Source organism: Bradyrhizobium sp. Pa8 (assembly GCF_052588265.1).
Genome location: NZ_CP176767.1, coordinates 2,910,570 through 2,928,140, shown reverse-complemented (window position 1 = coordinate 2,928,140; position 17,571 = coordinate 2,910,570). Strand labels below are relative to the sequence as shown.

The 17,571-nt window shown below is 64.9% G+C and carries 15 protein-coding genes; 2 read left to right on the top strand and 13 right to left on the bottom strand.

Features of this window, described 5'->3' with window-relative positions; all coding sequences use genetic code 11:
• Positions 1–100: 100 nt before the first annotated feature.
• A complete protein-coding gene (locus ACKWRH_RS13265; protein WP_445220904.1) occupies positions 101–1,483 on the bottom strand; it encodes an ethanolamine ammonia-lyase subunit EutB in 1,383 nt (460 codons plus the stop codon).
• Between the two features lie 222 nt (positions 1,484–1,705).
• Here ACKWRH_RS13265 and ACKWRH_RS13260 point away from each other — a divergent pair, with 222 nt between their 5' ends.
• Together ACKWRH_RS13260 and ACKWRH_RS13255 are read left to right on the top strand one after the other, a co-directional pair.
• Positions 1,706–3,445: a methyl-accepting chemotaxis protein gene (locus ACKWRH_RS13260; protein ID WP_445220903.1), complete on the top strand. Its 1,740-nt coding sequence runs from the start codon at positions 1,706–1,708 to the stop codon at positions 3,443–3,445.
• A 158-nt stretch (positions 3,446–3,603) separates the two neighbouring features.
• Complete coding sequence (locus tag ACKWRH_RS13255; protein WP_445220902.1) at positions 3,604–4,068, top strand: hypothetical protein; 465 nt, start codon at positions 3,604–3,606, stop codon at positions 4,066–4,068.
• A gap of 33 nt (positions 4,069–4,101) precedes the next feature.
• Here the strand turns inward: ACKWRH_RS13255 and ACKWRH_RS13250 are convergent, their stop codons facing one another.
• From ACKWRH_RS13250 to ACKWRH_RS13195, 12 genes are all read right to left on the bottom strand, one after another.
• Entirely contained in the window at positions 4,102–4,611 is a 510-nt protein-coding gene (locus tag ACKWRH_RS13250) for an AAA family ATPase (RefSeq protein WP_445220901.1), read from the bottom strand.
• A 30-nt stretch (positions 4,612–4,641) separates the two neighbouring features.
• Positions 4,642–4,836, bottom strand: a complete 195-nt coding sequence (locus ACKWRH_RS13245) for a hypothetical protein (protein ID WP_445220900.1) — start codon at positions 4,834–4,836, stop codon at positions 4,642–4,644.
• A gap of 149 nt (positions 4,837–4,985) precedes the next feature.
• Positions 4,986–6,440: a hypothetical protein gene (locus tag ACKWRH_RS13240; RefSeq protein ID WP_445220899.1), complete on the bottom strand. Its 1,455-nt coding sequence runs from the start codon at positions 6,438–6,440 to the stop codon at positions 4,986–4,988.
• Positions 6,441–6,767: 327 nt separating this feature from the next.
• A complete protein-coding gene (locus ACKWRH_RS13235) occupies positions 6,768–7,997 on the bottom strand; it encodes an acyl-CoA dehydrogenase family protein (protein WP_445220898.1) in 1,230 nt (409 codons plus the stop codon).
• A gap of 165 nt (positions 7,998–8,162) precedes the next feature.
• The gene (locus ACKWRH_RS13230; protein WP_041955751.1) at positions 8,163–9,374 is read right to left on the bottom strand and encodes an ABC transporter substrate-binding protein; all 1,212 of its coding nucleotides are present in this window, start codon (positions 9,372–9,374) and stop codon (positions 8,163–8,165) included.
• Positions 9,375–9,488: 114 nt separating this feature from the next.
• Entirely contained in the window at positions 9,489–9,713 is a 225-nt protein-coding gene (locus ACKWRH_RS13225; protein ID WP_445220897.1) for a hypothetical protein, read from the bottom strand.
• Positions 9,714–9,805: 92 nt separating this feature from the next.
• Positions 9,806–10,381, bottom strand: coding sequence for an HdeD family acid-resistance protein (locus ACKWRH_RS13220; RefSeq protein WP_014496836.1), 576 nt, complete (start codon positions 10,379–10,381; stop codon positions 9,806–9,808).
• Positions 10,382–10,510: 129 nt separating this feature from the next.
• Positions 10,511–12,034 carry an FAD-dependent oxidoreductase gene (locus ACKWRH_RS13215; RefSeq protein ID WP_445220896.1) on the bottom strand — a complete coding sequence of 508 codons (1,524 nt, stop codon included), beginning with the start codon at positions 12,032–12,034 and terminating at the stop codon, positions 10,511–10,513.
• A gap of 80 nt (positions 12,035–12,114) precedes the next feature.
• Positions 12,115–13,005: an alpha/beta fold hydrolase gene (locus ACKWRH_RS13210; RefSeq protein WP_445220895.1), complete on the bottom strand. Its 891-nt coding sequence runs from the start codon at positions 13,003–13,005 to the stop codon at positions 12,115–12,117.
• Between the two features lie 94 nt (positions 13,006–13,099).
• A complete protein-coding gene (locus ACKWRH_RS13205) occupies positions 13,100–13,927 on the bottom strand; it encodes an HD domain-containing protein (RefSeq protein WP_014496839.1) in 828 nt (275 codons plus the stop codon).
• A 205-nt stretch (positions 13,928–14,132) separates the two neighbouring features.
• Positions 14,133–15,011, bottom strand: coding sequence for a transglutaminase family protein (locus tag ACKWRH_RS13200; protein WP_445220894.1), 879 nt, complete (start codon positions 15,009–15,011; stop codon positions 14,133–14,135).
• Entirely contained in the window at positions 15,008–17,545 is a 2,538-nt protein-coding gene (locus ACKWRH_RS13195; protein WP_445220893.1) for a circularly permuted type 2 ATP-grasp protein, read from the bottom strand. Before ACKWRH_RS13195 ends, ACKWRH_RS13200 begins: the two co-directional genes overlap by 4 nt.
• Positions 17,546–17,571: the final 26 nt, after the last annotated feature.

Below are 17,571 nucleotides of genomic sequence, written 5' to 3'. Positions count from 1 at the left end.
ATAGCGTAATGCTGTCGCCGGAATTTCTCAATATTGTGGCAGGACCATAATTCCGAGAGGCACCAATGGTTTCCTCAAGCGGCCGGGCGCCCCCGCCACGTCACGCGATCAGCCGTGAGGCAAAATCGGGCAGCAGGCCTGCGTCGCCGGCAAGACGGAAATCGGCGCCCGCGATCCCCGACTGCACCAGCCAGTCGTCGAATTCCGGCGCGCGGCGCAGGCCGAAGACGTCGCGGACATAGAGCGCGTCGTGAAAAGACGTCGACTGGTAGTTCAGCATGACGTCGTCGGCCCCGGGGACACCCATGATGAAGGTGACGCCGGCGGCCGCCAGCAGCGTCAGCAGATTGTCCATGTCGTCCTGGTCCGCTTCGGCGTGGTTGGTGTAGCAGATGTCGATCCCGAGCGGCAGGCCGAGCAGCTTGCCGCAAAAATGGTCCTCCAGCCCGGCGCGGATGATTTCCTTGCCGTCGTAGAGATATTCCGGGCCGATGAAGCCGACCACGCTGTTGACCAGCAATGGCGCAAAGGCACGGGCGACCGCATAGGCCCGCGCCTCGCAGGTCTGCTGGTCGACGCCGTGATGGGCGCCCGCCGACAGCGCCGAGCCCTGGCCGGTCTCGAAATACATCACGTTCTCGCCGACCGTGCCGCGCTTCTGCGACAGGCCGGCCTGCTGCACCTCCTTCAGGAGCGCGAGGTCGACGCCAAAGCTGCGGTTGGCGGCCTCGGTACCGGCGACCGACTGGAAGACGAGGTCGACCGGCACGCCTTGCCCGATCAGCGACAGAGTCGTCGTGACATGGGTCAGCACGCAAGCTTGCGTCGGGATCTTCAGCCGGGCGATGATTTCGTCCAGCAGCCGCAGCAATTGCGCGATGACAGCGGGATCGTCGCTGGCCGGATTGATGCCGATGCAGGCATCGCCGGCCCCCAACAGGATGCCGTCGAGGATCGAGGCGGTGATGCCCCTGGCATCGTCGAAGGGATGGTTGGGCTGAAGCCGCGTGCTCATCCGCCCCTTCAGGCCGATGGTGTTGCGAAAGGCGGTGGTGACCTCGCATTTCCGCGCCGCCAGGATCAGGTCCTGGTTGCGCATCAGCTTTGAGACCGCGGCCGCCATCTCCGGGGTAATGCCGCCCGCCAGCCCGCGCAAAACCTCTGATGTCGCCACGTCCGACAGCAGCCAGTCGCGAAAGGCACCGACCGTCAGCGAAGCCACCGGCGCGAATGCGCTGGCATCGTGGCCGTCGATGACGAGGCGGGTGACCTCGTCGGCTTCGTACGGGATGACCGCTTCCTGCAAGAACTGCCCGAGCGGGACGTCGGCGAGCGCCATCCGCGCCGCGATCATCTGCTCGGCGCTGGCTGCGGCAATCCCGGCCAGCCGGTCGCCGGAGCGCGGCGGCGTCGCCTTGGCGAGCAGGTCGCGCAGGTCCGGGAATGTATAGGTCGTGGCGTCGATGGTGTGGCGGTAGACCAAAGGCCCCTCCGGGGTTCATCGGCCAGTGGCCGACTCCAGCGCGATCCCAAGACTATACCCTCAGATCAAGACGCTGAAATATCTTACCTTTCTTTCGACTAAGGACGAAGGGGTTGGGCCACGGCGTTAAGACGGCGTCCATCTTCATTCTGCATAGTTTTGCATCAATTTTATACGACCGCGCTCTCCGGCCACTGCCGGCCATTGGGGCCTCTGAAAAGCATGACAACCGACCGTTCTGGGAATGCCACGGGGCTGGCAGGCCGTTTCACGCTTGCGACCAAGCTCTATGCGATCTTCGCGCTGTTCGCGCTGCTCACGGCGGCGATCGCCATGCTGTCCGACTACAACAGCCGCCGCAGCGCCGAGTTGACGAGCGCGATCGAGACGGCGAATGCCGCAGCACTCAATGTCGAGCGGGTCAACTCGCTGGTCTACGCGGTCGTGATGGAATCGCGCGGCGTCTACATGTCGACCGAGCCGGCCGTCGTGAAGAAATACGGCGAAGGCCTGCTCAAGTTCAACGCCCAGATCCTCGACGTCGTGAAGCGCTGGGAGACCATCGTCAAAGCCGACGATGCCGAGCAGTTCGCCACGTTCAAGAAGCGCATCGAGCAGTTCGTCGAGTTCCGCAAGGAGCTGGTGCGCCGCGGCGTCGAGATCAATGCGGCCGCGGGCCGCGAATGGGGCGACAACGACGCCAATCGCGCCGTGCGCTCGGCGCTGAACAAGGATCTCGAGGCGCTGTCCAAGGTCTATGCCGAGCGCGCCAGGCAAATCGCGCACGAGACCGAGACCAATCGCACCCTCTCCTTCGTGCTGACCTGCCTCGGCGGCGTGGCGCTGGCCCTCGTCGTGATCGGCATCGTCATCATCGCCCGCTCGATCGCACGTCCCCTCTCCGCCATCACCGCGACCATCGAGCAGGTCGCGGACGGCGCCGAGAATGTCGTGGTGCCGCACTCCGGCCGCGCCGACGAGATCGGCGCGCTGGCACGCGCCATCCAGATCTTTCAGGACGCGATGGGCCGCAACCGCAATCTCGCCTCGCAGGTCTCGCAGGACTCCGCGGCGCGCGAGCAGCGCGCCCGCCACATCGAGCAATCCGTCGAGGCGTTTCGCGAGGCGATCGGCGCGATCATGCGCGGCCTCAGCGACAACGCCTCCGTCATGCGCGAGACGGCACAGACCATCACCCGCGTCACGGCGGATGCCAGCAGCCGCGCCGGCACCGCGGCGAACGCTACCGAACAGGCCTCGCACAACGTCACGGCGGTGGCAGGCGCTGCCGAGGAGCTGTCCGCGTCGGTGGTGGAGATCGGCCGCCAGGTCCGGCAGTCCGCAGGCGCGGTCGAGCAGACCGGCCAGCGCACCGAGAAATCGATCTCCGAGATCGAAAGCCTCGCGGCCGCCACCCAGCGCATCGACGGCGTGCTCAGTCTCATCCAGGCCATCGCCGAGCAGACCAATCTGCTCGCGCTCAACGCCACCATCGAAGCCGCGCGCGCCGGTGACGCCGGCCGCGGCTTTGCCGTCGTCGCGCACGAAGTGAAGGCGCTGGCGGGTCAGACCGCCAAGGCGACCGCCGAGATCGGCGAGAACATCTCGATGATCCAGGCGTCCACCCGCAATGCGGTCGATGCCGTGCGCGAGATCGGCGGCGCCGTGCGCGAGATCAACGATGTCACCTCGGCGATCGCCGGCGCCATCGGCCAGCAGGACGCCGCCACGCGCGAGATCTCGTCGAACGCGCAAAGCGCCGCGCAGGGCAACGAGACCCTGGTCGCCAACATCACCTCGCTGCGCGACGCCATCGGCGAGACCGACACGGCGGCAACCTCCGTGCTGACGGCGGCGAGCAGCCTGACGGAGACGGCGGACACGCTGTCGCGGGAGGTGGAAAAGTTCTTCCAGAACCTGCGTTCGGGAGCGGCGGACAACCGTATCGCCAAAGCGGGATGATGATGGCGAAATGATCGGGCGCACCCCGGCGCCATGAGGCCGGCGGCAGGCCTGCCAGAACCAAAAACTGAAAAACAACCCCATGCACAGTAGCCGGGCCCAGCGATATCAATGGCTTGGCTTCGCGCTCGGATGACTGCTGATTTTACGAAATCGCTTTGACTCGTCGGGCAAAACACTGGCATGATGTCATCGTGGCGGCGCCAGGCGTCATGGAAGCCGGACGTCTGGGTTACTTGCGCGGCTTCAATTGCGCACACCAAAGTCGATCGTCAAATTTGGATGGCCTGGAGCCAGCGAAACCCAACATGCGGAAGGCCCAAATTGTCGTTCTGATCATCCTGTTCTCGTGTTTTGCCTACATAGGGATCACAGGAGAGGGACGAGTCAGGATCATCGCTGTTGTGACCGCCATCGTATTTGCGGCAGTGGCTTACGGCTCCTTCTTGCAGGAGCAAATGTACCGAAAGGCTCTCAGGCCCGGAGCGTCAATTTTCTCCCTGGAGATGATGTTTCGCGCGACGTTCACGCGAGAGTTTCTCTATTCCATTGTGTTGTTTCTAGGATTGCTTGCATTCGTTGGCTTCATCATCGCCATGGATGAGCTGGGTCAGCTTCAGTAGACTTGTGTTTGCGGAAGGAGGCGCCAGAAGCGGCTACCGATGGTAAAGCAGGCCGAGCGCTTCTTCCACGCACTCCTCGAGACTGCGCCGTGCTGTGTCGACCGTAAAATGATCGCGCTCCCACGGAGCGTAGGCTCGGCCGGCGACCGCATTCCAGCCGGGCAACGACAGCCCGGCAATGTCGGTCGATCTCGTCTCAATCCTGCGTCGGTGCTCGTCGGCATCGCTGCACGCCACCTCGATCCAGACGATCTCGGCGCCTGCCTTTCGCGCGGCGATCTCCCAGCCTTCCCGCGCCTCCTCGCAATCATTGACGCAGTCGGCAATCACGTCCAGGCCGAGGGCGAGGTTGTCGGTCGCGACTGCCTGAGCGGCGCGATAGGTCCAGTCCAGCAGATCGGCCGGTGCAGTACCGGATGCCCAGATCGCCTGATCCATCGAATCGATCCGCAGCCAGACGGCTCCGGTACGCCGCGCCAGAACCCGGGCAATGCTCGACTTGCCGCCCCCCGGCAAACCAGCAAGCGTGATGAGTCTCGCCATTGCACACCCGAATTGCGTTGGACCGGCCGCTTAGGGACGTGACGTCGGCCACCACGAATAGGCGGCAAAGCAAACGAAAGCGGCTATTCCGATTGCGACGATGGCGACGTGCGGAAAGCCGTAGAATCCCCAGATCAAAAAACCTGTCAGCACGGCAATAAGAGCTTCACCGAAACCTTCGATTTGGTGAAAGGGCAGCTTTCGATGAGGGTCGTTCTCGCTCATCCCTGCAGCGTAGCACAAGTCACCAATACGTTGGCCGGGATGGTCACTCGGGTACCCCTGCTCGTCGTTACGCGGCTGCGCTGTCAAACGGGGACCTCTCTTGTTCGGTCACGCTGCCCGGGCAACACTGCCATCGCGAGACGGGACTATCATTCCGAACTGGATGGATCGACCAATATGCGAACGCGACCGTCGGCATCCGCGACTTCACGATAGCGGCTCAACTCCGCCTTGAGGTCGGGATCCGAATTGGCCCAGGCCAGCCAATCGAACGGCATTGAGCTCAACAGATAGGTATCCACGAGAATCACATTCGGACGGCCGGCTCGCAGGTCCGCCAACAGCAGCCGCCGCTCGAAATTGATGATGCCGTCCAGTTTCGCTCGCTCCCCCTCAGGCAGTTGCGAGCTCTTCTGTTGGAGCATCGAGCCGGCCGCTAACGCCTGCCCACACGTGTTGCCCGCCCAGGTCGCATTGATCTGACGGACGAGCGGATGCCCGAGAGCGACATGATCGCCGATCGTGATCAGCCGCGGATGCTTTGCAAGGGCCAGGATACGCCCCTCCAGCGGCGGGAACGGCCGCACCTGAAGGGATAAACGGGAGCCGATGCACACAATCGCAGCAAGAGCGCAGATCATGACAGGCAGGCGCAACGTCTTCGTGCGAGCCTGCAGCAATGGCGCGGCACTCGCAAACATGCAAAGCGCAAATGCGGTGTAGGTCCAGCCCTTGCCCTGGATAATGAAACTCGCTGCTCCACCGACCGCTGCGGCCAGCCACGGCGTTGCGCCGCCTTCCCATTTGAAGTCCTGCGGCGCCAACAGGCGCACAAGGCCGACGGAAGCGACCAGCATAACGGCCGGGAAAAAAAGCAGATCGCCGAAATCCATCCTCAATGGCACATAGGCGGCAGTGACCATCGGGGCAAAGGTCAACAGGTAAGCCGGAAAGAAGATGGCGAGCACCGCTGCGTAGCCGATGACGACAGCAGCGGCCGCACACGCTTCGGGGGTGAACAAGGGTCTGATGGAGCGTTGACGGAGGACGCAGAGGATGATCGGCAGGCCGACCACAAGGGTAAGGTAGGGCTTGAGGCTCATGCCCAACCCGGCACCCAGTCCCGCCAGGATCGCAACCGGTCCGGGCGCAAGCCCGCGCCAGCGGATCGCAGCGATGGCGACAAAGGGCGTCATCGCAATGACGGCGATGTGTTCACGCTGTCCGAATACGGCGCTGGGAAAAATTGCGAACAGGAATGCGAGCACGCACGCCGTAATGCTCCTCTCGTCGGCTTCCAGCTTTGCCGCCGCAGCGGCGAGATCGATGATGATGAGCGCGGCAACGATCTCGATCATCACCAGGATGATCACGAAGATCTCGGGGGCAATGCCGCTGATGCGCGCAAGCTGCAACGCCGGCATGTACAAATAGACCGACAGCGGCGGATTCAGCTCGAAGACGTCGACGCCAAGCTTTCCGCCATCGAGAACCTTCTCGCCTTCGGTCAGCAGGCAGCTCAAATCCGCGTTGAGAACGACAGGCATTTGAACGAACAAGGCCATCAACAGGATCGCCGACACGATGATCCAGCGGTAGCTCATGCTAAACGTGCTTCCTGACATGGCCAGGGGCGTGACCGCCTCTTTCGACGCCGGCAAAGGCCCTCTCCTCGAACGGAAGCGGTTTATTCTCTCTCACCCGTGCGCGAACCTGCCGCAGCGCGCACTCAGCGCCACTTTCAATCGAGAGTCGTTACTATTGTGCTACAACGTTCTGAAACAATGCCGTAACGACCTGAAACAGTGCCGTTTCATGGTTAAAGGTCGGGTCGAATGGCGAGACGCCGGGGGTTGCGCGCGGCATCCTGCGCGCCGTCATGAGCGTTCATCCCACGTCAAGATGCACGCGCCCCCGGAGAGGGGCAGGCGCTACCCCATCACTCCGCCGCGCTTGATCAGCTCCTTGCCGACTGCGGCAAGGTGCACCTGGTCGGGGCCGTCGCCGATGCGGATGAAGCGGGCATAGACGTAGGCGCGGGCGAGGAAGGTGTCCTGCGAGACGCCGGCGGCACCGTGGATCTGGATGGCGCGGTCGATGACGCGGGCGGCCATGCCGGGCACCACGATCTTGGCCGCGGCGATCAGGTCGCGCGCGGCCTTGTTGCCTTCGCGGTCCATCTTATCGGCAGCTTGCAAGGTGAGCAGCCGCGCCTGCGCGATCTCGCAAAAGGAGTTGGCGATGTCCTCGCGCACCGAGCCCTGGTCTGCGAGCGGCTTGCCGAAGGCTGTCCGCGACACGGAGCGCTGGCACATCAATTCTAGCGCACGCTGGGCGCAGCCGATCAACCGCATGCAGTGATGGATGCGGCCGGGGCCGAGCCTGCCCTGCGCGATCTCGAAGCCGCGGCCTTCGCCGAGCAGGATGTTCTCTGCCGGTACACGGACATTCTCGTAGACGATTTCGGGATGGCCGACCGGCGCGTCGTCATAGCCGTAGGTCAGCATGTCGCGGACGATGCGCACGCCGGGCGTCGCCTTGGGCACAAGGATCATGGATTGCTGGCGATGACGGTCGGGATCGTCGGGCGCGGTCTTGCCCATCACGATCAGGATCTCGCAATCCTCGTTCATCGCGCCTGACGTGAACCATTTGCGGCCGTTGATGACGTAGTCGCCGCCGTCGCGCTTGATCTCGCACTGGATGTTGGTGGCATCGCTGGAGGCGACCTGCGGCTCCGTCATCGAGAAGCCGGAGCGGATGCGCCCCTCCAGCAGCGGCTTCAGCCAGCGCTCCTGCTGTGCCTTCGTGCCGTAATTCGCCAGCACTTCCATGTTGCCGACATCAGGGGCCGAGCAGTTGAACACTTCGGGCGCCCAGAGGATGCGGCCCATGATCTCCTTCACCGGCGCATATTCGAGATTGGTCAGGCCAGTGTTGTTAGGGTCTTGGCCGTGCTCGCCGGAGAGAAACAGGTTCCAGAGCCCCTGCTCCCGCGCCAGTCGCTTCAGGTCCTGGAGCACCTGAGGCGTCTTGTAGCGCGTGGCCTCCGGCTTGACCTGCTCGTAATAGAACTCCTCGACCGGCTCGACATGCGTCAGCATGAACCGGCGAACGCGCTCCTGCAGCTCCAGCGAACGGGCGGAGTGTTGAAAGTCCATTCTAATCCTCCCGCTCGCTGACCTTCGCGTCAGTATCGTAGGGTGGGCAAAGCGAAGCGTGCCCACGCGCCTGTTCCAGTGTTGGACCCGTGGTGGGCACGGCGCAAAAGCGCCTTTGCCCACCCTACGATTCCGAGCTAGCGGAGAGAGACCACTCGCTCAGCCTCACGTCCCGCGCAAGAGCTCGCTCGCCACGATCCAGTCGTTGCCGTCGAACTGGAGCATATAGCCGTCCTTGATGGGGCGGAAATCCTGCGGTGTGGTGTTGAGGGTGATGCCGGGCATCAACAGCGACAGCGGCACGTTCTTGAGGTTCGCCGCCTGCGCCATGATGTTCTCGCGCGTCAGATTGTCCTTGCACTGCTTGAGCAGGACAACCAATGCCTCGGCGACGGTGTAGCCGTAGAGGCCGGCCACGTTGTTGATGTCGGCATTGGGCAGGCGCTTCTTCATGAAGTCGATATAGGCCGTCATCGACGGGTCGTCCTTCGGCTGCTCGACAAACGGCTTGAGCGAGCCGAGCGACAGCACGCCCTTGCCGGCATCGAGACCTGCCGGCACCATCACGGTCGCCTTGTTGGCGCAGCCGGAGGCGAGGAAGCGCGTCGGCTGCCAGCCGACCTCATGGGCCTTGCGGATCGCCTGCGCGCAGGCGCGCGGCGTCACCGAATAGATCATGAAAACGTCGGCCTTGGTGTTGGCCAGCGTCAGCACCTGGGAATCGACGGTGGGATCGGTGACCTCGAAGCTCGAGGCCATCGCGAGCGCCTTGTCGGCGTCGGCACCAAGCGCTTCCTTGACGCCGCGAAAATATTCCTTGCCGGCGTCGTCGTTCTGATAGAGCACCGCGAAGCGCGCGTTCGGATTCTTGGCGCGGGCATAGGCGACGTCGATCGCGGCTTCGCTGGTGTAGTTCGGCGCCCAGGGCAGCGCCATCGACCACGGCATGTTGGCGGGATCGTTCCACTTCGAGGCCGAGCTGATCAAAAAGAGCTGCGGCACCTTGTTGCTGTTGAGATATTTTGCGATCGCCGAACTCGGCGCGGTGCCCATGGTCGCGAAGATGAAGGCGACGCCGTCGCCCTCGACCAGCCGGCGCGCCGCTTCCATGGTCTTCGGCGGCGAGAAGGCGTCGTCGAGCGACAGAAGATTGAGCTTGCGGCCGTTGACGCCGCCCTTCTCGTTGACCTCGTCGAAATAGGCCGAAATGACCCTACCGGTGATGCCCAGCGGCGATGCGGGGCCGCTATAGGGCATGGTGTTGCCGATCTTGATCTCGGTGTCGCTGACGCCGGGACCGTAGGACTTTTGCGCGGAGACGGGCGTGGACAGGCAGGCGGCAGCCAGCGCTGCGGCCAGGACCAAAGCGGCTCTCATGGTTTCTCCCCGGTGATGATCGTCCACGCGATGCGACCGCGCGGCGTGCTGCTTTTTTGCCAGCACGTCAGCTCAGCGGAGTTCCGCAAGATGGTCTTGCGTCGAGTTGCTGGTTCATTCGACGTGTCGTTTCGAACCTGCGTATGAACGCCGCAGCAGGGCGAACAGGCTGCCGCCGGTCGCGGCTCCAACGAGATAGACAACGAGGGTTTGGAGCGCGAGCGGCAGGCTGAGATTCATCTTGAAGAAGGAGATCGTGACCGTGTCGAGATTCTGCACGGCGAAGACGATGGTCGCTGCGGCGAAAAACACGATCACGGCGAGATGAAACCAGCGCATGACAATCCCTCAGCGTCGCCCGACGCACGATGAAATCTGGATGAACGGTCATCGCGCTCTTGGGCGACCACGGTCCTTCTCCGGATCAAGCCTTAATGGCGCCGCCGCAGGCTAAAGCCCAGACTGACCCAGCCGGCGCCGGCCATGATCAGGTCGATGCCGAGGAACAGGCCGAGGATATAGACGCTGTTGACCGGCCAGCGCGCCAGGATCAAGAGCCCGAGCAGCAGAGTGATGACCGCAGACAGCGCCACCCACACCCACGGGCTTTCCCTTTTCATGCTGAAGGCGAGAAACAGCCTGACGGCGCCCGAGGCCAGCAGCGACGCGCCGAGGAACAAGGTGAGCAGCACCGCGGCGAACAACGGGTTCTCGAAGGTCAGGAAGCCCGCGACGATATAGAGCACGCCGAGCAAGGCCCAGATCAGGAACTTGCCCCAGCTCTTCATCTGGAACGCGCCGATCACCTCGGTGACCCCGGCGATGATCATCATCACACCAACCACGAGCACGCTCGCCACCGTCGCCATCATCATGCTGCCGAGCGCGATGAAGCCGGTGATGAGATAGACGACGCCGAGGGCGACGATCCAGCCCCACTTGGCGTGCAGCGCAGCAATGCCGGACCCTAGACCCAAGTTTGGAGACGTATCCGAAGCACTTGTCATGACGGCTACTCCTGCATGCGAAGTCCCAAGGCACATCTCAGGATAGCACGAGCCGCGCCGGGACAACAGCCAGTAGAGCAGCCCCCGCGGGAGCCCCCATTGACTTAAGTCAAGGGCGAACGGGGCGCCTCACGCGCGCGAGCGCTCCATGTCGAGCTCGGCCTTGAGACTATCGAGATCGCGATAGATCGAAGCAACCGCCAGCACGCGCCCGCCCTTACGGTACTTCAGCAGGCAGTCCCTGCTGTCGATGCTGCCGTCGATCGCGACGTCGTCAAAGCTCTCGGCATGGCCGACATAGTTGATCGGAACGTCGTAGTGCTGCGACCAGAAGAACGGCACGGCGTCGAAACGTTCGCGCTTGCCGAGCATGTTGCGCGCCGCGGCCTGGCCCTGCCGCTCCGCCACCACCCAGTGCTCGACGCGAATGTTCTGGCCCGAATGCGGATCGGGCCAGCGCGCGATGTCGCCGGCCGCGAAGATGCCTGATGCGCTGGTCTCGAGATACTCGTTAACGCTGACGCCGCGATCGATGGCGAGCCCCGCCTGCTCGGCGAGCGCAAGGCGCGGCTTGACGCCGATCCCGACCACGACCAGATCGGCCTCGATCACGCTGCCGCTCTTCAGCGTGGCGCGTTTGCCGTCGAGCTTTTCCACGGTGTCCTCGAGGTGAAAGTGGACGCCGTTCTCTTCATGCAGCGCGCGGACGAAATCGCCCATCTCGGGGCCGAGCACAAGCTGCATCGGCCTCTCCTCGGGGGCAACCACATGCACCCCCAGCTTGCGCGCCCGCAAGGAGGCCGCGACTTCGAGGCCAATGAAGCTGGCGCCGATCACCAGCGCGCGCTTCGCGCTGCCGGCCGCCTTGATAATGGCGCGGCTGTCGGCGACGGTCCGCAAGGTGTGCACATGGGGCTGGTCCGCGCCCGGAATCTGCAATTTGACCGGCTCGGCACCGGTCGCGAGCAGCAGCCGGTCGAACGGCAGCTTGTCGCCATTGCCGAGCGCGATGATGCGCGCCTTCGGATCGATCGCTGCAACACTCGCGTTGAGCCTGAGATCGATGCCCGCGTCCTGATAATAGTCCTCGCCCCGCAGCGGCAGCCAATCCTCGGGTGCACTGCCGGCGAGGTAATCCTTGGAGAGGTTCGGCCGGTCGACCGGCATCGCGCCGTCATCGCTGAGCATGGTGACGGCGCCGGCAAAGCCCTCGCGCCGCAGCGTCTCGGCGGCCGCAAAGCCGGCCGCACCGCCGCCGACGATGACGAATTTTTCCGGCGTCGGCGCGCTGCGATGTGACGCTGCAGGCTGCGGCATCTCGCGCTTGCGCTGAACCGAGATCCTATCCTGGTCGCGCGTGACCTCCCAGACCGCCAGCGCATTCAGCGCCGGCGGCCGGGTGGCCTCGCCGGTGCGCAAGGAGAAGCAGGCGTGATGCCAGGGGCAGCGGATCGTGTCGCCGACGACCAGCCCTTCGGCGAGTGGGCCGTGATAGTGGCTGCAGGACGGCTCGATCGCGAAGACCTCGCTGCCGGCTTGCACCAGCAAGACGTCTTCCTCGCCGACATGGCCGAGCAGCTTGCCGTCCTTGAACGCGGTGAACGACACGCCTTGGGTCAGGTCGGGTCCGCTCGGCTTGCTTTCCTCGCCCATGGTCATCTCCCTCACAGCTCTCGCTCAGGATTTGGACGGCGCTGTCAGCGAAAAGTTCCCCGCGACGGCGAAAATCGGCGTTACCCGGCCGCCTTGCGAACGTCGAGCACGGCTTGCGCCCATTCGGCAGGCCGCTCCTGCGGCAGGTTATGGCCGGCCCCGGCGAACACACGCCGCTCGAAAAACCCTTCGAACCTGGGCGCATGATGGGCGGTGCCGGGATTGACGCCGTCGCTATCGCCGTCGACCGCGATCGTCGGGACACGGATCGGCGGCTGCGCGGCGAGCTTCGCCTCGATCGCGGCATAGGCGGGATCGCCTTCGACCAGCCCATAGCGATGACGGTAGGAATGGATCACGACATCGACGAAATCAGGATTGTCGAACGACACCGCACTTGTCTCGAACGTCGCGTCGTCGAAGCCCCATTTCGGCGACCACATCGCCCAGAGCTGGCGCGCAAAGCCGCGCCGGTTGCGCTCCAGCGCGCGACGGCCGCGCTCGTTGTGGAAGAGATATTGATACCAGAGCGCCGCTTCCTCCGGTGGCGAAGCCGGCTCCATCGCGCGCGCGATGTTCTGGATGTTGTAGGAATTGCCGGAGATCAGCCCGATCACGCGCTCGGGATGCAGCACCGAGACCACGCAGGCCGCCCGCCCGCCCCAATCGTAACCGCCGACGATCGCACGCTCGATTTTGAGGGCGTCCATGAAGGCCAGCAGATCGGCGCCGAGTGCCGCCTGCTCGCCGGAGCGCAATGTCGACGCTGAACGAAACCGCGTCGGCCCGTAGCCGCGCAGCCACGGCACAAGCACCCGCGCGCCCGCTTCCGCGATCAGAGGCGCGGTCTCGGCATAGGCGTTCACATCATAGGGAAAGCCGTGGCCCATGATGCAGGGCCAGCCATCCGGCGCGCCGTATTCGAGATAGGCGATGTCGAGGATATCCGTGGCGATGGTTTTTTGTTGCATGACTTGCTCACGGATTTGCGCGATCTCGTAGTCCGGATGGAGCATAGCGAGATCCGGGCGACGCGGACGCGCTCCATGCGAGCTGCAAGAGTCCCTATTTCTGCGGGCCTGACAGCGAGATCTCGCGCTCGGCGCGGAACACGTTGCTGTAGAGATTGGCGATCCACTGCCGGCCGATCTCGGTCTTGTTGAGATAGCCGATCTCGGTCTGGATGTGCGGTGCGACGCTGTTCCAGTAGAATTGTGGATAGCGGTTCACGATGTCGGCGGGCGAGTCGTAGCCGAGCTGGCGGTTCATGCCGACCTCTTCGAACTCGTAGTAGAGCGCGTTGGCCTTGCGCAGATAGTTGGGATCGCCGAGTTGGCCGATGAAGTCCGCGGCGCGCAGGATCGAGGCCTCGTCGTCATACTCCTGGCCTTCACGGGCCGGGAAACGGGTGCCCTCGATGGCGCGGGCGACGCGCTCACTGTCGATACCGCGGATCGGTGGCAGCCGCCGCCGCACGAAAAGCATCGAACGATCAACGTGATACATCATCAGACTGGCATCCGACGCGCCGCGCGGCAGCGACACCTTGGTGCCGGCCTCGTCGACCACGAAACCGTCTTCGTCGTCCTCCGGAAACAGCCCGCGAACATAGCCGATGTCGTGCGCAAGGCAGGCGATCAGGATATGAATGTAGTCCTCGGCATCAAGGTGCGTGTGCAGATTGCGGCCAAGCATGATCGCCTGGGCCGCCAGCGTCACCAGCATCGTATGCTCTATATTGTGATAGAGCGCATCGCTGTTGCCGATGCATTCCATCGCGGTGCGCGTCGAGGCCTCCACCACCCTGGCATAGGAATCGTCATACCTGCGACGCATGAACGAGCCCAGCAACTTCTCCAGGGATTCAGCCGCCAGTCTCGGTAACGTCATCATGGATGCAGCCCCGCTTGTCGGTGGTGTCCCACGCCAGCTCCCGACGTCTCATTCGTGTCCTCGACGCAACGGCCAGCATAGCCCATCTTGGCCCAACTGACCAAACGCCGGGACGAATTTACGGAAATATGTTGCTGTTGTGCCCTGCGACATCACGGTTGCGGTCGGGGCGCGACACAGCCTGGCCGGGCTCGTCAAGACGCTTTTATTCCACCAGCAGCACGTCCACGGCGACGCCGAGCTTCTGCTTCGGCGAACCGACGATGATGCCGTCGACCGGCGAGACGTCGGAAAAGTCGCGGCCGACCGCGAGCACGATGTGATCGTTGGCGACCAGCAAATCGTTGGTCGGATCGAAATCGACCCAGCCAAGCTCGGCCCCGCACCACAACGACACCCAGGCATGGGTGGCATCGGCGCCCTGCAAACGCGGCTGGCCCGGCGGCGGAATGGTACGGAGATAGCCGCTGACATAGGCTGCCGGGAGGCCGAGCCCGCGCAGCCCTGCGATCATCACATGGGCAAAGTCCTGGCAAACGCCGTGGCGCTTGTCGAAGACCTCGCCAAGCGGCGTCGAGATCACCGTCGCCTTCGGATCGTAGCGGAATTCGGTGCGGATGCGATGCATGAGATCGGTCGCGCCGGCCAGGATCCCTGCGCCGGGCGCAAAGCTCGTGGCCGCATAGGCGCTGACGGGGTGCAGTACCGGCACCAACGGGCTCGCAAAGACGTAACCGACCGGCGAGGACGGCCCGAGGCTCGTTGCTTCAAACGCGATGTCGCGGATGCTCTCCCATGGCGGGCTGCCGGCATCGCGCGCGGGCGGCTTTCGCGAGACGGACACGCGCGAGCGCGAGTCGATGCGCAAGTTTCGGTGCGCGGTTTCGATCACCACGCTCTCGGTGAGCGTGCCGAAGAAGTCGCGGCGGACGTGGCGCTCGGACGGGCGCGGCCGGATCTCGACCCTGTGCGAGATCAGTTCCTGACCATTGCCGCTCTTCGGCTCAAGCCGCAGCGTGCAGCGGGCGAAGCTGACCGGACTCTCGTATTCGTAAGTCGTGACGTGACGGATGTCGTAGATCACGCCAGCCCCGTCAGCTTTTCCGGCCGGCTGGCATTGGGGCCGTGCGGGAAGTAGTGCAGCCCGATCGCCTCGGCGAGGCTGAGCAGGTCCTGCTCCAGCGAGAACAGGGTCTTGACCTCGAGCTTCTCGGCTTCCGCGATGGCCAGCATGGACTGCACCGCCACCGCGAGCCGCTGCGGCTGTTCGATCAGGCCGTGCTCCTTCAGGCTCGGCAGCGAAGCGATGTGCTCGTTCAGCGTCGTCACCTGGAACGCGACCGAGCGCGGATTGTAGCTGTCGAGCACCGCGAGGTCGCGCACTGGCGCGAGGATCGGCGCCAGCAGGTAACGCGAGCGGTAGGTGATCTGGGAATCCACCAGCGTCAGCAGGATATCGAGATCCTCGTCGCAGGCCTCGTCATAGGCGAACTGGCGCGCGAAGCGCGTGGTGTTGATGGCGCGCTCGGTGCGGCGGCCGATATCGAGGAAGCGCCAGCCGGCGGCGCGGTTCATGTTCTCCTGCGCCAGTCCTGCAAAGCTCGCAAGCTCCTGCAAGGTCAGCTCGGCCGCGCTCAGCACATCGTCGTCGTCCTCGACCTCGTAGGCGAGGCGATCGACCATCTCGGTGATGACCTGCCAGGCGTCGGGCGACAGCCGCTCGCGCAAGGATGTCGCCGTGCGCTGCGCCGCGCGCACCAGCGACAGCGCCGAGCCGAAACGCTCCGGGCTCTGCAGCGCTTCGGCGACGATACGCCCCGGCGCAGTGCGCGAGGACTGCGAGATCGCGCCCCACGCCACCAGCAGGCGCTGGATGCGGTCGGCCGATTGCAGCGAGGCCGCGGTGCCCTTGTTGGGCCCGCTCGGCGAACCCAGCGCGCGCACCAGCCGCAGCGTTGCCTCGGCGCGTTCGAGATAGCGGCCGAGCCAGAACAGATTGTCCGCGGCGCGGCTCGGCAGCACGCCGGCGATGCGACGGATCCGCACCTTGTCGGTCGCGGGCAGCAGCGTGGCGATCGAGACCTTCTTGTCCGAGACCACCCAGACGTCGGCGGCGCGCGCGCCGTCGCCCATCGACACCGCGCGCGCGTCCGCCTGCTCGGCGATCCGGCAGAAGCCGCCGGGCATGATGGCCCAGCCGTCGGGCGTCGCGGCCGCGAACACGCGCAACACGAAGGGACGCGGCGTGAGCTGGCCCTGCTCCCACACCGGCATGGTCGAGAGCCGCACCACCTCCTGACCGACATAGTCCATGCCGCGCGCGCTGATGGCGTCAACGAGACGCTGGCGCCCGGATGCGTCGAGCTCGCTCGCGAGCACCGGGCCATTGCTGTCGAAGCCGGGAACGCCACGCCGATAGGCGCCCTCGATCGCGACCTCGTCGAGCCGTGACAGCACCTCGTCGCGCGCGATGCGCTGGCCGCACCACCAGGTCGCGATATGCGGCATCTTGAGCTCTTCGCCGAGCAGGCGGCGGCTCAGGGCCGGCAGGAATCCGAGCAGCGCGCGCGCCTCCAGCACGCCCGAGCCCGGCATGTTGGCGACGACGACGCCGTCCTTGCGCAGCACGTCGATCAGGCCGGGCACGCCGAGATGCGAGGACGCATCGAGCTCGAGCGGATCGAGCGAATTTGAATCGACGCGGCGGAGCAGCACGTCGAGCCGCTTCAACCCCGCAACGGTGCGGATGTGGATGCGATTGTCGCTGACGGCGAGATCGTCGCCCTCGACCAGCAGGAAGCCGAGATAGCGCGCCAGCGTCGCGTGCTCGAAATAGGTCTCGCTGAAGCTGCCCGGCGTGAGCACGCCGATGCGCGGCTCGTCGCGATCGGCGCGCGCGCGCAGGCTGTCGCGAAACGCCTCGAAGAACGGCGCGACGCGCGGCACGTTCATCGACTTGTAGAGGTCGGAGAAGGCGCGCGAGAGCACCAGGCGGTTCTCCAGCGCATAGCCCGCCCCTGATGGGGCCTGCGTGCGGTCGCCCAGCACCCACCAGCGCCCGTCGGGCCCGCGGCCGACATCGGCGGCATAGAGCGAGAGATAGCGCCCGCCCGGCGGCGGCACGCCGCAGACGGGGCGGAGATATTCGGGGCTGCCGGCGATCGCGGCCGCCGGCAGCGCGCCTTCCGCGACCAGCCGCCCCTCGCCATAGATGTCGCGCAGCACGAGCTCGAGCAGCTCGGCGCGCTGGGTGATGCCGGCGGACAGCTGCTTCCAGTCGGCCTCGTCGATCAGCAGCGGCAGATGGCTGATCGACCACGGCCGGTCGGCGCTGTCGCCGGGCGCACGGTAGGTGACGCCGGCCTCGCGCAAATGGCGGTCGGCCATGCCGAACCGCCGTTCGATCTCGTCCGGCGCGAGCGCGCCGAAGGCGTCGAAGAAGCGGCTCCAGACCGCGCGGGGCGCGCCATCGGGCCCCAGGAACTCGTCGGGGATGCCGGGCAGGCGGCTATAGTCGCGGACCCATTGCGCGAGGCGGCGCTGGCCTTCGCGCTGACCGTCACGCTGTCCTGGCGCCTTACCCGCCTTGTCGTCTTGTTCGGCTGCGCCCTCGCCCATGCGCCTCTCCCTGCCCCACCATCATT

What these genes read in the sequence shown, in the direction of transcription:
- ACKWRH_RS13260 (WP_445220903.1), top strand. Translation starts at nt 1,706, where the DNA reads ATGACAACCGACCGTTCTGGGAATGCCACGGGGCTGGCAGGCCGTTTC.
- ACKWRH_RS13250 (WP_445220901.1), bottom strand. Translation starts at nt 4,611, where the DNA reads ATGGCGAGACTCATCACGCTTGCTGGTTTGCCGGGGGGCGGCAAGTCG.
- ACKWRH_RS13245 (WP_445220900.1), bottom strand. Translation starts at nt 4,836, where the DNA reads ATGAGCGAGAACGACCCTCATCGAAAGCTGCCCTTTCACCAAATCGAA.
- ACKWRH_RS13195 (WP_445220893.1), bottom strand. Translation starts at nt 17,545, where the DNA reads ATGGGCGAGGGCGCAGCCGAACAAGACGACAAGGCGGGTAAGGCGCCA.
- ACKWRH_RS13215 (WP_445220896.1), bottom strand. Translation starts at nt 12,034, where the DNA reads ATGGGCGAGGAAAGCAAGCCGAGCGGACCCGACCTGACCCAAGGCGTG.
- ACKWRH_RS13235 (WP_445220898.1), bottom strand. Translation starts at nt 7,997, where the DNA reads ATGGACTTTCAACACTCCGCCCGTTCGCTGGAGCTGCAGGAGCGCGTT.
- ACKWRH_RS13205 (WP_014496839.1), bottom strand. Translation starts at nt 13,927, where the DNA reads ATGATGACGTTACCGAGACTGGCGGCTGAATCCCTGGAGAAGTTGCTG.
- ACKWRH_RS13240 (WP_445220899.1), bottom strand. Translation starts at nt 6,440, where the DNA reads ATGAGCTACCGCTGGATCATCGTGTCGGCGATCCTGTTGATGGCCTTG.
- ACKWRH_RS13230 (WP_041955751.1), bottom strand. Translation starts at nt 9,374, where the DNA reads ATGAGAGCCGCTTTGGTCCTGGCCGCAGCGCTGGCTGCCGCCTGCCTG.
- ACKWRH_RS13220 (WP_014496836.1), bottom strand. Translation starts at nt 10,381, where the DNA reads ATGACAAGTGCTTCGGATACGTCTCCAAACTTGGGTCTAGGGTCCGGC.
- ACKWRH_RS13210 (WP_445220895.1), bottom strand. Translation starts at nt 13,005, where the DNA reads ATGCAACAAAAAACCATCGCCACGGATATCCTCGACATCGCCTATCTC.
- ACKWRH_RS13225 (WP_445220897.1), bottom strand. Translation starts at nt 9,713, where the DNA reads ATGCGCTGGTTTCATCTCGCCGTGATCGTGTTTTTCGCCGCAGCGACC.